The organism is Pseudomonas sp. NBRC 111124, assembly GCF_001320245.1.
GTDB lineage: Bacteria > Pseudomonadota > Gammaproteobacteria > Pseudomonadales > Pseudomonadaceae > Aquipseudomonas.
In genome coordinates this window covers 100,303-114,749 of the sequence record NZ_BCBA01000055.1, presented here as the reverse complement: position 1 = coordinate 114,749, position 14,447 = coordinate 100,303, and the positions used below count along the sequence as shown (strand labels likewise).

Below are 14,447 nucleotides of genomic sequence, written 5' to 3'. Positions count from 1 at the left end.
CCTTGTCAGTGGCCGCCCGGCTTGGCGGCCGCGCTCATACTGGAGCAGGGAGCATGGGGATGAGAAGCGCAAGCAGGCTACTGCTGGTTGCAGGTGTGCTGTCGAGCACATTGGCGCTGGCCGACGAGCGAGACCTGTGGATGTTCGCGCAATGGGCCGGTGACCATCAGACCCGGCCGTTTCGCGAGATGCTGGTGGAGGCGCGTCTGTATGGTGTGGTGCCCATCCATCAGCTGTTGCGTTCGGCCTCGGACTGGAAGCTCTGCCATGCCTCGCCGTTCGCGGTGCCGCCGGCCGGCAACTGGCCGGCAGTGCGTTCGACGTTATCGCTGATCAAGACCCTCGACGAGCAAGGCATCTTGCGCCAGTTCGAAGTGGTGTCGGCCTATCGCGATCCCGATCTCAATCGCTGCGCCGGCGGTGCCGTGAACAGCGCCCATACCCGCGCCTTTGCGGTCGATATCCTGTTGCCGGCCTGGGCCGACCCCAATCCGCTGTGCCGCTTCTGGCAGCAACATGGCCAAGCCTGGAGCATGGGTCTGGGGCGCTATCCGAGCGGGCGCATCCACCTCGATACTGCGGGTTATCGCACCTGGGGCGGTGATGGCAGTGCGGGGTCGTCGTTCTGCAGCAAGCCCAGGTGAGTGAGGCAGGCCTTGCTTTCGCTCGTCACCCACTCGGCAAAGCGCTGGCGCTTGCCGCCGTCATTGAATGGCTGCGGGCTGAGCAGATGATAGGCAGAGCCATCGCGCAGGAAGCCGAACGGGGCCTGCAGTTGGCCGCTGTCGAGTTCGTCACGCACCATTAACGCCGAGGCGATGGCCAAGCCCAGGCCGGCGCTGGCGGCCTGTAGCGACAGGTAGAAGTGTTCGAAGTCGTTGCGTTCGCTATGGCTTGCCTGCCGCCCGCTCAGGCGTAGCCAAGTGGGCCAGGCGCTGGGGCGGGTGTTGCTGTGCAGCAGCCGTTGACCGTCGAGGTTATCAATGTTGGCGCGACTGACCGGGCCGATCCACTCATCGGCGATCTTCAGGCTGTGCAGCGTCGGTGGCCAATGGAAGTCATCCCGGCGTAGCGCCAGGTCCACCCCGCTGCGGGCGAAGTCCAGCGGGCCCCCGGCAGCCACCAGGTGCAATTGCAGGTCCGGGTGCGCGGCGTGGAAGCGCGGCAGGCGCGGGATCAGCCAGCGCATCGCGATGGTCGGCTCGCAGGACAGCACCAGCACGTTGTCGCGTTCCTGGTGTTGCAGGCGCTGCACAGCACCCTCGAGCTGTTCGAAGATCGCCTGGGTGGTGCCATGCAAGGCACGACCGGCGGGGGTGAGGAAGACCGCCCGGTTGCGCCGCTCGAACAGCTCGATGCCCAGGCTTTCCTCGAGCAGGCGCACCTGGCGGCTGACGGCACCATGGGTGACATGCAGGCGCTCGGCGGCACGCACGAAGCTTTCGGTTTCGGCGGCGATGTCGAAGTAGCGGAAGGCACTGAGGGCTGGCAGTTTCATCGGGTCTCTGTTTGCCCGCGAAGAGGCCAGTACGGGCTTTGGATATCTGTTAGGAAAACTATCAGATTTACTTCGCATTAAATCGATTTTTTCTGTTGATGCTGCTCTCGATAATAGATGCATCTGTGTATTTTCATCATCTATTGAGGCCTTCTCCGTGACCGAACTCATCGCCGTTGCCCTGTTCACCCTGCTGGCCGTCGTCAGCCCCGGGGCCGACTTCGCTCTGGTCACTCGCAGCAGTTATGCGCGGGGGCGCAGGGCTGGATTGGCGGCAGCGGTGGGGATTGCCCTGGGTGTGCAGGTGCATGTGCTGTACACGGTGTTGGGGATCGCGGTGGTCATCAGCCAGAGCCCGGCGCTATTTCTGGCCATGAAGGTGCTCGGTGCGGGCTACCTGATCTACCTGGGTTACCAGTCACTGACCAACACCGCTCGGATCAGCCTGGAAGGGGAGGTGGCACAATCCGGTGTGCTGGCTGCGTTGCGCATAGGTTTCGTGACCAATGCGCTCAACCCCAAGACCATGCTCTTCGTCGTCAGTGCCTACACCCAGGTGGTGCAGCTGGGCAGCTCGATGGCAGTGGACTTCGCCTACGGGGCTTTCATGTCGTTCGCTCACTGGGCCTGGTTCAGCCTGGTGGCGTTGTTCTTTTCCCGTGCGGGGTTGCGTGCGCTGATGATTGCAAGGCAGCGGCTGGTCGATCGGGTGATCGGTGTCGCGCTGATGGGCCTGGGGCTGGCCGTGGCGGTTGCCGGGGTGCGTTGATAGGGCGGGGCTTTTCTGCAGGCAAAGAAAAAGGGCCTACCTTGCGGTAAGCCCTTTGACTTGTTTGGTGGCTACACAGGGACTTGAACCCCGGACCCCAGCATTATGAATGCTATGCTCTAACCAACTGAGCTATGTAGCCGATGGGGCGCATTATTCCCTTGTGATGGACCGGTGTCAACACTCATTTCAAAAAAAATTGCACGCCTTTCAAAAACTTAGCGGCCGGGCCTGGTGCTAGCGAATGAGCAGCCACTGGCCGAGTACGCCGTACACCTGCAAATGCTGCTCGGCAGCCAGTGCCTCCAGGGTTTCGCCCGGGCGGTCGAGGTTGAAGTCGCCGCTCACGCGTCGATAGGCGGTTTGTTCATCCATCAGCCAGACCCGCCGGCCTTGATAGTTGGCCAGGCGCTCGATGAGTTGCCCCAGGGGCATCTCGCTGGCGTGTAACTGGCCGGAGCGCCAGGCATCCGCCGTTTTTATGTCGGCTTTCTGTACCATGTCGATCCGCCTCTGGGTGAAGGTCACCCGCTCGCCTGCGGACACCATGCGCTGGTCGCCGCCCTGGATGACCATGGCCTTGCCATTGAGCACCACCAATTCGTCATGATCGGCATGGCGCGCCACCATCAGGCGGGTGCCGTACACCTGGATACGGGCATCGTCGACCTGTATCTCCATGGCCCGGCCATCGAGTACCACTTCCAGGTACACCTGGCCTTGTACCAGGTGCAATTGGCGTGTGCGCCCGCGCAGGTCGACGTTCATTGCGCTGGCGCTGTCCAGGTTCAATGTCGAACCGTCGGCCAGGCGCACGCTGCGACGTTCACCCACATCAGTGGCCAGTTCGCTGGTCAGGCGTTGAATCAACGGCCAGTAAAGATAGGCAGCAGCGCTGAGCAGCAGCAGGAACAGCGCCGCAAGTAGCTTGCCCAGGTAGCTGCGGCGGACCTTGAGCAAATGCGGTCGAAGCCGGGCAGGGGGTACCTGAAGCTGCTGCCAGCACGCTTCAAGTTCGGCATAGGCGTGCGCGTTGAGCGGCTCCTGGCACCAGCGGCCGAAGGCCTGGCGGTCGCCTTCATCGCAGCCGGGCTGGCGCAGGCGGGAAAACCACTCCAGCGCTTCTTGCTGAGGGTCGGCCTGAATCTGCGTAGCGGGCATCGGGCTCATGGGTCGGTGTGCTCGCGTGAGGGCTGTTTTGCCCAACGATTACAGGGGAAGGTAGGCAGAGGATGCTAAATATATTGAGAACCATTTACAAGTACGCAGCGGTCACGAAATAAAAAAGGTAGCTATGTATCTATTTGTATCCTGATAATCGGATCCCAAACCTGCGGACGGAATTCAAGCCCATGGCCATCAGCAGCACCCCCACCGCCAGCACTCAATCGGCGAACCCAGCCAATCCGCTGGTGATGCGCATCATCGCCTTCTGCGCCCTGGCGCACCTGATCAACGACCTTATCCAGTCGGTGCTGCCGGCGATCTACCCGATGCTCAAGGCCAATTACGACCTGAGTTTCGCCCAGATCGGCATGATTACCCTGACCTTCCAGATCACCGCCTCGCTGCTGCAACCGTGGGTCGGCTTCTTCACCGACCGCAAACCGACGCCTAACCTGTTGCCGCTGGGCACCCTGTGCACCCTGGTGGGGATCGTGATGCTGGCGTTCGTCGGCAGCTTCCCGATGATCCTGCTGGCCTCGGCGCTGGTCGGCATCGGTTCGTCGACCTTCCACCCGGAGACCTCGCGTATCGCGCGGCTGGCCTCGGGTGGCCGTTTCGGCCTGGCGCAGTCGACCTTCCAGGTAGGCGGCAACACCGGTTCGGCCTTCGGTCCGTTGCTGGCGGCGGCCATCGTCATTCCGTTCGGCCAGACTCACGTGGCCTGGTTCGGCGTGGCGGCGCTGTTCTTCTTTGCCGTGACCCTGATGCTGCGCCGCTGGTACAAGGAGCACCTGAACCAGGCCAAGGCGCGCAAAGCGGTGGAGGCTACCCATGGCATCTCGCGTGGGCGGGTGATCACCGCGCTGATCGTGCTTGGGCTGCTGGTATTCTCCAAGTACTTCTACATGGCCAGCTTTACCAGCTACTTCACCTTCTACCTGATCGAGAAGTTCGACCTGTCGGTGGCCAGCTCACAGCTGCACCTGTTCCTGTTCCTCGGTGCAGTGGCGGCGGGTACCTTCTTCGGCGGGCCGATCGGTGACCGTATCGGGCGCAAGGCGGTGATCTGGTTCTCGATCCTTGGCGTGGCGCCGTTCACCCTCGCGTTGCCTTATGCCGACCTGTTCTGGACCACCGTGCTCAGCGTGGTGATCGGCTTCATTCTGGCCTCGGCGTTTTCCGCGATCGTCGTATATGCACAGGAGCTGGTGCCGGGCAGCGTGGGCATGATTGCCGGTATCTTCTTCGGACTGATGTTTGGCTTTGGCGGGATTGGTGCGGCGTTGCTGGGGTACCTGGCTGATTTGCGCGGGATCGAGTACGTCTACGGGTTGTGTTCGTTCCTGCCATTGTTCGGCTTGTTGGCGGTGTTTCTGCCAAATACCGGTAAGCGCTGATATCGCTGGGGGCTGCTCTGCAGCCCATTCGCGGGACAAGCCCGCTCCTACAGGGGACCGCGAGCTTCTGTAGGAGCGGCGTTGTCCCGCGAATGGGCCTGGCAGAGGCCCCAGCGGTAATTGACGACTTGGTCAGGCTTGGCCTAGAGTGCCGCCTCTCTTTTCGACACCTGCGTAGTAACCACAGCAATGCGCCGTAGCCAATCCCTCCCACACGCCCGCCAGCCTGCTCTTCAGGCCATGCGTCGTGCGTGGCCGAGCGATACGGTGCTCAAGCGTCGCCGCAGCGTGCTGTTCGCCTTCACCTTTTCGCCACACCAAGCCCTGAACTGACACCTCGCGCCTTTGCGTCGCCCGCCTTCCCGGTGTGCGTGCGGGCGCCTGTATCTGCGCGTCTTTTTCAGTTTTGCCTGGAGTGGTACATGAACATGCGTTTGCTGGCGGGCCTTCTGTTCGCCGTCTCGGTAGTGGGCTTCAGCCTGGGGGCCAGCCTGCCGCTGGTGTCGTTGCGCTTGCACGAGGCCGGTGCGGGAACACTGGAAATCGGCGTCATCTCGGCCATCCCCGCTGCGGGCATGATGCTCTCGGCGTTCATGGTCGACGCCTGCTGCCGTCACCTGACCCGCCGCACCATCTACCTGCTGTGCTTCAGCCTGTGCACCGTGAGCATCGCCTTGCTCGATTCGGCGTTCGATTCGCTGTGGCTGCTGGCGGTGCTACGCCTGGGCTTGGGCATCGGCATGGGCATCGCGATCATCCTTGGCGAGTCCTGGGTCAACGAGCTGTGCCCGGACCACAACCGCGGCAAGATCATGGCCCTGTACGCCACCAGCTTCACCGGCTTCCAGGTGCTTGGCCCGGCACTGATCGCGCTGATTGGCGCAGACAGCCCGTGGATCATCGGCGTGGTCACCATCGCCTATGCCTTGGCCCTGCTGTGCATCCTGCTGACCGTGCCCAACGACCATGTCGAGCACGGCGACGAGGGTGAAAAAAGCTTCGGCCTTGCGGGCTTCTTCCGTGTGGCGCCAGCGCTGTGCGTGGCGGTGCTGTTCTTCTCGTTCTTCGATGCCGTGGTGCTGTCGCTGCTGCCGGTGTACGCCAGCAGCCATGGTTTTGCCGTGGCCGTGGCGGCACTGATGGTGACCGTGGTGTTTGCCGGCGACATGGTGTTCCAGTTGCCCCTGGGCTGGCTGGCCGACCGCGTCGAGCGCACCGGCCTGCACTTGGTGTGCGGGCTGGTGGCGATGGCCATCGGCATCGCCCTGCCATGGCTGCTGGAGGTGACCTGGCTGCTATGGCCGATGCTGGTGCTGCTGGGCGCGGTGGCAGGCGGTATCTACACCCTGGCGCTGGTACTGATCGGTCAGCGCTTCAAGGGGCAGGACCTGGTTACCGCAAATGCCAGCGTGGGGCTGCTGTGGGGCGTCGGCAGCCTGGTAGGGCCGCTGGTGAGCGGGGCGGCGATGGATGTGGCGCCGCATGGCCTGCCGATGGCACTGGCGCTGATGGCCGGGCTGTTCGTGTGCTTTGCCCGGCAATCCTACCGCCGGGTAGGGAAGTTGCGAGCCGTTGCTGACTGAGGAATTGGCGGCGCAAGATCCGGCGTTTTCCCGGTCAGCGGCTGGGCTAAGCTGGATCTGCCTTGACCGCTCAGGAACTACCGATGATCCTCGCCGACCTTTCGCCCGACGCCTACCGTGCAGCCAGTGAATACCTGGCTGCGCTGGACCCGGACTGGGCCCGGCATATCGAGGTGACCGGGCCTTGTCTGCATCAGGCAACGCCAGGGCGTGAACCCTATGAAGCGCTGGTGCGGGCGATTGCCTATCAGCAGTTGCATGCCCGGGCGGCCGAGGCGATCCTCGGGAGGTTGCTGGCGCTGTTCCCCGGGCAGGCGTTTCCGACGCCAGCACAACTGTTGGCGGTCAGCCCCGAAGCGATGCGCGGATGCGGCTTTTCGGCGAGCAAGCTGGCGACCATTCAGGGAATCGCCCAGGCCAGCCTGGAGGGCGTGGTGCCCAATCGTGAAGAGGCGTTGGGCTTATCGGACGATGCCTTGATCCAACGGCTGATTGCTTTGCGAGGCGTCGGGCGCTGGACGGTGGAGATGCTGTTGATCTACAGCCTGGAGCGCTCGGATATCCTGCCAGTGGACGATTTTGGCGTGCGCGAGGGGTATCGGCGGCTCAAGGGACTGGAAAAGGCACCGACCCCGGCGCAGATTCGCTCGCTCGGTGGTGGCTGGAGCCCTTACCGGACAGTAGCTGCCTGGTACTTGTGGCGGGCCTGAGTTTTTGCATTGGCTTTGCTGGCCTATTCGCGGGTGCTGCATGGGCGTTGTAGGAGCGGGTTTACCCGCGAAGGGGCCGGAACAGGCGAAACAGATAGCCGGGGTAATGCGCAATGAGTGCTTTCACAACAGACAATCAGCGCTGGCAAGCCGTCGAGTCCCGTGACCCCTCAGCCGCCGGCCACTTCGTCTACGCCGTGCGTACCACCGGTGTCTACTGCCACCCCGGCTGCAAATCACGCATGGCAAAGCGCGAAAACGTCGCGTTCTTCAACGACGCTGTCAGCGCCGAAGCCGCAGGCTACCGCGCCTGTCGCCGCTGCATGGCCAAATCAGGCGAAGGCCGCCGCTCTGATCTGATTGCCCGCGCCTGTCGCCTGCTAGAAAGTAATGACAATCCACCCAGCCTCGACCAGTTGGGCGAGCAACTGGCCGTCAGCCCCTTCCACCTGCACCGCCTGTTCAAGGCCGAAACTGGCCTCACCCCCAAAGCCTACGCCAGCGCCTTCCGTGCCCGGCGCCTGCGCGAGCGGCTGGGCGACGGGCAAAGCTCGGTGACCGATGCCATCTATGACGCCGGCTACAACTCCAACAGCCGCTTCTACGAGAGCGCCGATCAGCGCCTGGGCATGCGCCCCCGCGAGTATCGGGCCGGCGGCGCCGGGGCGACCATTCACTTCGCCCTCGGCCAGTGCTTTCTGGGTGCGATTCTGGTGGCCCAGAGCGAGAAGGGCATCTGCGCGATCCTGCTGGGTGATGACCCCGAGGTGCTGCTCGAGCAGTTACAGGATCAGTTCCCTAAAGCCTGCCTGATCGGCGGCGATGCCGGCTACGAGCGGCTGGTTGCTGAAGTTGTCGGCTTTGTCGAGGCGCCGGCATTGGGGCTGGACCTGCCGCTGGATGTGCAAGGCACCGCCTTCCAGGAGCGTGTCTGGCAGGCCCTGCGCGAGGTGCCGGTGGGCAGCCGGGTCAGCTATACCGAGATTGCCGAGCGCATCGGCGCACCGAAGGCGGTGCGCGCCGTGGCCATGGCCTGCGCGGCCAATCGCATTGCCGTGGCCATCCCTTGCCACCGGGTAGTGCGCCGGGACGGTGACGTCAGCGGCTATCGTTGGGGGGTGGAGCGCAAACGGCAACTGCTGGCGCGAGAAACGGCACTCTCCTGATCGCCTGAAGCCGCGTAGAATCGCCCGCCAGATCGATGTGTAAAGAGGAACATTCGATGAGGCGTGTAAGCCTTGCCCGTTTTTATCTGGGATTGATGGCCCTGATGCTGGCCCTGGCCACACCAGCCTGGTCAGCTCCCGCTACGCCATTGGCCAACCTGGCTGCGGCTGAGATCCCGGTGCTGGAGGAAGATGCCAGCTTCGAGCAGTTGAGCGACCGGCTCAACCAGATCCGCCAGGGCGTCAGCAGCGATGCCAACGACGACCTGTTGTCGCAGCTGCGTCTTGCCGCTGTGCAGGTCCAGCGCCAGGCTGACGCGCTGACCGCTCAGCGCACCGCCGATGTGGAAAAGCTCGACGACAAGCTCAAGGTGCTGGGGCCGGTGCAAGCGGATGAGGCCGCCACACTGACCGAGCAGCGCAAGCAGCTCGATGCCGAGAAAAAAGACTTGGTCGCGGACCTTGCTCAGGTCACCAAGCTGGCCCAGTCGGCGCGAGACTTGTCGACTCAGATCGTCAACCTGCGCCGCAGCCAGTTCAATTCGCAGATCACCAGCCGGGCCGCCACGCCGTTGAGCCCGGCTTTCTGGCAGAGCATTATCCGCCCCACCCAGGACGACCTGACGCGCCTGCGCGACCTGCGCAGCGAAACGGCCGACGCCGTTGCCAGTGCCTTCAGAGCAGACCACCGCTGGTTGTTCATCACCAGCCTGGTGGCGGCCATTTTGTTGTGGACCCTGGTGCGCAGGCTGCTCGAACGCCTGCTGGCCGATGCCATGGTCCGCTGGTTGCCGGAAGGGCGCCTGCGTCGCAGTGCCTTGGCCTTGGGTGTGAGTCTGGCTACCCTGGGGACCATCGTCGGTTCCGTATCGTTGCTGCGTTTGGGCCTGGAGAGCAGCGCTGAGCTGGGCTCGGACATCGCCAGCCTGACCAACCACTTCCTCGCCCTGGTGGTGTTCAGCGCCTTCATTACTGGGCTGGGCCGCGCCATGCTGATGCTGCAGCGGCCATCCTGGCGCCTGCCGCCTATCCACGACGAAGTCGCCACCGCGCTTGGTTGGTTCCCGAAACTGTTGGCCCTGGCGCTGATGGTCATGGTGACCATGGAGCGCATCAACAGCGTGATCGGCGCCAGCCTGGCCCTGACCGTGGCGGTCAATGGCCTGACCGCGCTGGTGGTGGCGCTGATCTTTACGGCAGCCTTGCTGCGTTACCGCCGCACCCTGCGCAAGCATGATCTGGAGCGGCCCACGGGGCTGGCCGGGTTGATTCCGTTCGTGGGGGTGGTGTGGCTTGGGCTGATCCTGCTGGCGCTGCTGGCCGGTTACCTGACCCTGGCTTACTTCCTGACGGCCAAGCTGTTGTGGGTAAGCCTGGTCGCCACTTGCGCCTACTTGCTGACCACCTTCCTCGGCGACTTGTGCGAAACCCTGTTGTCGCCGCGCCAGCCCGGTGGCCTGGCATTGGCCTCGTCGCTGGGCCTGGCGCCACGCCACCAGGCGCAGGCGAGCACCATACTGGCCGGTATTGGCCGCACGGTGCTGCTGTTCCTGGCCTTGCTGCTGGCCTTGATGCCTTCGGGCACCAGCCCCAGCGAGCTGCTGCTGAGCCTGGGCGACTGGGATGGCACCGGGGGTAAGGTGCTGGGCAACCTGAACATCGTGCCGCAGGACATCCTGCTGGCGGTGGTGATGTTCTTCGGTGGCCTGTTCGGCATCCGCGTAGTGAAGCGCTGGCTGAGCGAGCGATTGCTGCCGGAAACCGACATGGATGCGGGCATGCGGGCCTCGCTGGTGACCCTGGTCGGTTACCTCGGCTTCATATTCCTGGCCATGCTGGTGATGTCGACCCTGCGCATCAACCTGACCAGCCTGACCTGGGTGGTCAGTGCGCTGTCGGTCGGTATCGGTTTCGGCTTGCAGCAGATCGTGCAGAACTTCATCTCCGGCCTGATCCTGCTCACCGAGCGCCCGGTCAAAGTGGGCGACTGGGTGAGCCTGGCCGGGGTCGAGGGCGATATCCGCCGGATCAACGTGCGCGCCACCGAGATTCAGATGTCCGACCGCTCCACGGTGATCGTGCCCAACTCGCAGTTCATCTCGCAGAACGTGCGCAACGTGACCATGGGCAATGCCCTGGGCGTGGTGGGTATCACCCTGACCTTGCCGCTGGAAACCGATGCAAACCGTGTGCGTGAGCTGCTGCTGGCGGCCTATCACGAGCATGAAGCGATTCTTGATGCGCCGGCCTGTTCGGTGACCTTCAAGGACCTGACCTCGGCGGGTATGGTCATTGGCGTGAGTGGTTATGTGGCGGGGCCGCGGCAGGTGTCGGGCACCCGCAGCGACTTGCTGTTCACCATTCTTGGCCGCTTACGCGATGAGGGGATTGCCCTGTCTTCACCGCAGAGCATGGTGCTGGTGCAGGAAGGTTCGCGGCCGGCTGACGAATCGGCGTGATGCCCTCGCGGGCAAGCCCTCCTCCACAGGTACAGCGCCGCACTCGGGCTCTGTGATATCTCTGTGGGAGCTGGCTTGCCTGCGAATGGGCTGCAAGGCAGCCCCCGGCCCTAATGCTGCTTGGCCTGCCTGATCCGCAGCAGAATCACCAACAGCACCAGCATCACCGGCGGCGCCATCCCCATCAGTGCATCCCGCGCCGTCAACTCCAGCCCCAGCACATTCAGCCCGCCATACAACAGCTTGAACAGGTTCAGCAGGTAATAGGTGATGGCGATGATCGACAGCCCCTCCACCGCCCGCTGAATCTTCACCTGAGCATCGGCACGGGCATTGAGGCTGCGCAAGATCCCGGCATTCTGCTCCTCCATCTCCACCTGCACCCGTGCCTGCAGCAGGTCGCCCAGGTTGGCGACGTTCTTCGCCAGTTGCTCCAGGCGCTGCTCGGTCGCTGCGCAGTAACGCACGGTCGGCTTGAACCGGCGCTCGATGAACACGCCCAAGCGCTGGCAATCACCCACATGGCTCTCGCGCAGTTCGCCGAGACGCTCGAACACCAGCTGCGCATAAGCCTGGGTGGCTCCGAAGCGGTGACGGGTCTTCACCGTGCGGCTGACCACCTGCCGTGACAGGTGGGCGATAGCTTCGAGCAGGGCCTTGGAGTCATGGCCATCACCGCCGGCGCTGCGCTCCGACAGTTGCACCAGGGTCTTGTCGAAGGCATCCAGCTCCTGGCTCAAGGCCTTGGCCGTGGTCAGCGTCAGCGAGGCCATCATGCGGTAGGTCTCGATCTCCAGCAGGCGGCGGATCATCCGGCCCTGGCGGTAGGCATTGAGGCGATGGTTAATGAACAGGAAGCGGTTGGTGCCGTCCGCAGTCAGGCGAAAATCGCTCCACACCACCGCATCGCCACCGCCGACGCAGGAGCCGCACGGGTCCTTGAAGCCATAGTGGGGCAGGTCGAGACCCTGCTCGTCACGCACCAGCACCTGCATGGCATTGATCACCTGGGCCGCCTGCGGCGCGATGGCCTCGGCCAGCACTGGCGGTAGAGCCTGCCATTCGGTGTCGGTGGCAGAGCAGGGCACCACCAGCGTCACGGTGAAGAATTCGGTGTGCCGTTCCCACTTGAACGGGTGGCCATCCAGGCGGGTGATGCCCTGGGCAGCCTCGATGTCGATCGCTTCGGGGCAGCAGCGTTGCAGAAGCGCGGCGCAAGCGGCATCGCCGCCGAGCAGGGCCAGGTGGAAGACATGCGCCGGGCCGTCGAAGTAGAGCGACGGGCGGGCGTGCAACTCGTTGTGCAAGGCGGTGCGTTGAGGGTGCATGGTGGTCCGGCCTGGTGTTGTGATTGTGGGGGTACCAGGGAGTGGGACTTCGGGAGGGGGAGGGAAAGTCACTGGGCCGCCGTGTGTTCGGCTTGAATGCTTCAGCGCTTATGAGATCGAGCGCCGCCCGCGCGGCGCTCGATCTCACAGGCGCCAAAGATGTTGTGGCGGGCAGCTTCAATGCCAGGTGATTTCTCCAACATCTCGCATCAGGACCAGTTCATTCAGCGCCCTGGCCATCTGCACGTTATGCACGGTGTTGACCAACATCCCGATGCCAGGCTCGCCGGCATTGCCGCAGATGTATTCGTCCAGCGTGTCTTCGATACCGCGCAGCAATTGGGAAACGTACAGCAGGGCCTCGGGCGAGGGCATGTCGTTGTTGATCGTGTAGAACGCGCGGGGAGAGGTTTTGATGGGTGGATCGGGGACTAGTTTTTTCATTGTTCACTCCTAGATCAGTCAGGAGCTGATGCCCATTCCCTCTCACAGGATTGGGTGGCAGCTGTACGCGGGGTGAGAGACCGGTGATCTAGGAAACCGGCCAGGACGAATCCTGCCCGCGCACAGCTACCGCTGAGGTTGCAGCTAGATCAACACGGGCTCTCACACCCGGTCGCCGAATTTGGCGACACAGGGAAATTAGCCCTGATGCTGATCATCAACAACAGCGAAACGGCAGCGCAGTGCGTAGGATAATTCCCAAGCAGGTTGCATTTGAAGCATTTGGTTGCAGGTTGGGAAAAGCCTTACATCTGATTTGCAGCGAATGCGGTCGGTTGTAGGAGCGGCCTTGTGTCGCGAATGGGCTGCATAGCAGCCCCACGATTTCAGCGCAGATGCACAAATTGCTGGGGCTGCTATGCAGCCCTTTCGCGACACAAGGCCGCTCCTACATGAGCCCAGGCGATCTGAGGAGTGTGATATCAGCCCAGGCACCGGGTCACATGCTTCACCGACTGGTAACCCGACAACCCCCAAGGCCCCAGCTCCCGCCCAATACCGCTACCCTTGGTGCCGCCCCACGACGTCTCGACGAACACCGCCTGCACCGAGTTGATCCACACATGCCCCACCTCCAGCGCATCGGCCACGCGCTCGGCGCGTTCCAGGTCGGCGGAGCACACCGTGGCGACCAGCCCGAAGCGGCTGTCGTTGGCCTCGGCAATCGCCTGCTCTTCAGTGGCAAAGCGACGCGCGCATAGCACCGGGCCAAAGATCTCTTCGGTCCACAAGCGGCTGTCCTTGGGCACATCGGTGTACAGCGTCGGGCTCACGAACCAGCCTTCACGGTCCAGCGCCTGCCCGCCGGCCAAGCATTTCAAACCCTCTTCACGAGCAGTCGCGAAGTAGCTGGCAACCTTCAACCACTGGGCCTGACTGGTCAGCGGCCCCATGTCGACTTCTTCGGTCAGCGGGTTACCGACCCGCAGCTTTTCCAGTGCAGCTTGCAGGCGCGGCAGCAGTGTGTCGGCAATGCCGTCCTGCACCAGCAGGCGCGAGGTGGCCGAGCACATCTGCCCGGCGTTCCAGCTGATACCTGCAACGATCCACTCCACCGCCTGGTCCGGGTCGCAATCGTCGAACACCACGATCGCCGACTTGCCACCAAGCTCCAGGGTCACCGGCCGGCACTGTGCCGATGCGCTGCGCATCACCTGGCTGCCGACGCTGTTGCTGCCGGTGAACGACAGTTTGTCGAGGCCGTTGTGGCTGCTCAGCGCGGCGCCGGTTTCGGCCTTGCCGTTGACGATGTTCAGCACGCCAGCCGGCAAGCCGAGGGTATCGGCGATCTGGCCGTAGGTCTGCTCGATCAATGGGGTCACTTCCGACGGCTTGAGCACCACGGTGCAACCGGCCGCCAGCGCCGGGGCGAGCTTCCAGGCGCTGGTCACCAGCGGGAAGTTCCACGGCACGATCAGGCCGACCACACCCACCGGCTCAAGGCGGGTGCGGGCGGTGAAGCCCGGTGCAGCCAGTGGCACATCGCGATTTTTCGACGGCAGTTGCTCGGCCAGGTCGGCGTAGTAGGCGAAGGTGGCGATCGCGTCATCCAGGTCGATTTCGGCCTCGTGGCGCGGCTTGCCGTTGTTGCGCATCTGCAACGTGATCAATGCTTCACGGCGCAGGCCGAGCTGTTCAGCAAAGCCGCGCAGGAAAGCCGCGCGGGTGCTGGCACTGACCTTTTTCCAGGTGGGCAGGGCCTCACGGGCGGCGGCCACGGCCTGGTCGACCTGGGCCACGCTGGCGGCCATCAGTTCGGCAAAGGGCAGGCCCAGTGCAGGCTCGCTGACGCTGATGCAGTCGCTGCCCTGGCCTTCGACCCAGCGGCCGGCAATGTAGTGGGAAGTGGTCATGGTCGGTATCCAG

12 protein-coding genes and 1 tRNA gene are annotated in these 14,447 nt (G+C 63.6%); 7 read left to right on the top strand and 6 right to left on the bottom strand.

The annotated features are described in order from the left end of the window. The first annotated feature begins 59 nt into the window (after window positions 1-59). Complete coding sequence (locus APH28_RS21385) at window positions 60-644, top strand: D-Ala-D-Ala carboxypeptidase family metallohydrolase (protein ID WP_177334286.1); 585 nt, start codon at window positions 60-62, stop codon at window positions 642-644. Here the strand turns inward: APH28_RS21385 and APH28_RS21380 are convergent. Further along, complete coding sequence (locus APH28_RS21380; RefSeq protein WP_060512518.1) at window positions 584-1,498, bottom strand: LysR substrate-binding domain-containing protein; 915 nt, start codon at window positions 1,496-1,498, stop codon at window positions 584-586. The genes APH28_RS21385 and APH28_RS21380 overlap by 61 nt on opposite strands. Window positions 1,499-1,655: 157 nt before the next feature. Here APH28_RS21380 and APH28_RS21375 point away from each other — a divergent pair, with 157 nt between their 5' ends. Then, the gene (locus APH28_RS21375; RefSeq protein ID WP_060512517.1) at window positions 1,656-2,267 is read left to right on the top strand and encodes a LysE family translocator; all 612 of its coding nucleotides are present in this window, start codon (window positions 1,656-1,658) and stop codon (window positions 2,265-2,267) included. 65 nt (window positions 2,268-2,332) lie between these two features. Here the strand turns inward: APH28_RS21375 and APH28_RS21370 are convergent. Both APH28_RS21370 and APH28_RS21365 read right to left on the bottom strand, forming a co-directional pair. Further along, a tRNA-Met gene (locus tag APH28_RS21370) sits at window positions 2,333-2,409 on the bottom strand. Between the two features lie 95 nt (window positions 2,410-2,504). Then, window positions 2,505-3,437, bottom strand: a complete 933-nt coding sequence (locus APH28_RS21365) for a FecR domain-containing protein (protein ID WP_256250241.1) — start codon at window positions 3,435-3,437, stop codon at window positions 2,505-2,507. Between the two features lie 182 nt (window positions 3,438-3,619). Between APH28_RS21365 and APH28_RS21360 the strand changes: the two genes are divergently transcribed. The 5 genes from APH28_RS21360 (at window position 3,620) to APH28_RS21340 (ending at window position 10,749) form a co-directional block, all read left to right on the top strand. Continuing rightward, window positions 3,620-4,831 carry an MFS transporter gene (locus APH28_RS21360; RefSeq protein ID WP_060512515.1) on the top strand — a complete coding sequence of 404 codons (1,212 nt, stop codon included), beginning with the start codon at window positions 3,620-3,622 and terminating at the stop codon, window positions 4,829-4,831. A gap of 422 nt (window positions 4,832-5,253) precedes the next feature. Next, the gene (locus APH28_RS21355; RefSeq protein ID WP_060512514.1) at window positions 5,254-6,414 is read left to right on the top strand and encodes an MFS transporter; all 1,161 of its coding nucleotides are present in this window, start codon (window positions 5,254-5,256) and stop codon (window positions 6,412-6,414) included. An 83-nt stretch (window positions 6,415-6,497) separates the two neighbouring features. Then, on the top strand, window positions 6,498-7,124 hold the full coding sequence (locus APH28_RS21350; RefSeq protein ID WP_060512513.1) for a DNA-3-methyladenine glycosylase: 627 nt from the start codon (window positions 6,498-6,500) through the stop codon (window positions 7,122-7,124). A gap of 113 nt (window positions 7,125-7,237) precedes the next feature. Further along, the gene (gene ada, locus APH28_RS21345; protein WP_060512512.1) at window positions 7,238-8,290 is read left to right on the top strand and encodes a bifunctional DNA-binding transcriptional regulator/O6-methylguanine-DNA methyltransferase Ada; all 1,053 of its coding nucleotides are present in this window, start codon (window positions 7,238-7,240) and stop codon (window positions 8,288-8,290) included. A gap of 56 nt (window positions 8,291-8,346) precedes the next feature. Beyond that, window positions 8,347-10,749, top strand: a complete 2,403-nt coding sequence (locus APH28_RS21340; protein ID WP_060512511.1) for a DUF3772 domain-containing protein — start codon at window positions 8,347-8,349, stop codon at window positions 10,747-10,749. Window positions 10,750-10,859: 110 nt separating this feature from the next. Here APH28_RS21340 and APH28_RS21335 read toward each other — a convergent pair whose 3' ends face one another. The 3 genes from APH28_RS21335 to APH28_RS21325 all read right to left on the bottom strand — a co-directional run bounded on the left by APH28_RS21335 (window position 10,860) and on the right by APH28_RS21325 (window position 14,434). Continuing rightward, window positions 10,860-12,077 (bottom strand): DUF3422 domain-containing protein, encoded by a 1,218-nt coding sequence (locus APH28_RS21335; RefSeq protein ID WP_060512510.1) that lies wholly within the window; start codon window positions 12,075-12,077, stop codon window positions 10,860-10,862. 177 nt (window positions 12,078-12,254) lie between these two features. Continuing rightward, on the bottom strand, window positions 12,255-12,521 hold the full coding sequence (locus APH28_RS21330; RefSeq protein ID WP_060512509.1) for a hypothetical protein: 267 nt from the start codon (window positions 12,519-12,521) through the stop codon (window positions 12,255-12,257). Between the two features lie 482 nt (window positions 12,522-13,003). Further along, window positions 13,004-14,434, bottom strand: coding sequence for an aldehyde dehydrogenase family protein (locus tag APH28_RS21325; protein WP_060512508.1), 1,431 nt, complete (start codon window positions 14,432-14,434; stop codon window positions 13,004-13,006). Window positions 14,435-14,447 lie beyond the last annotated feature (13 nt).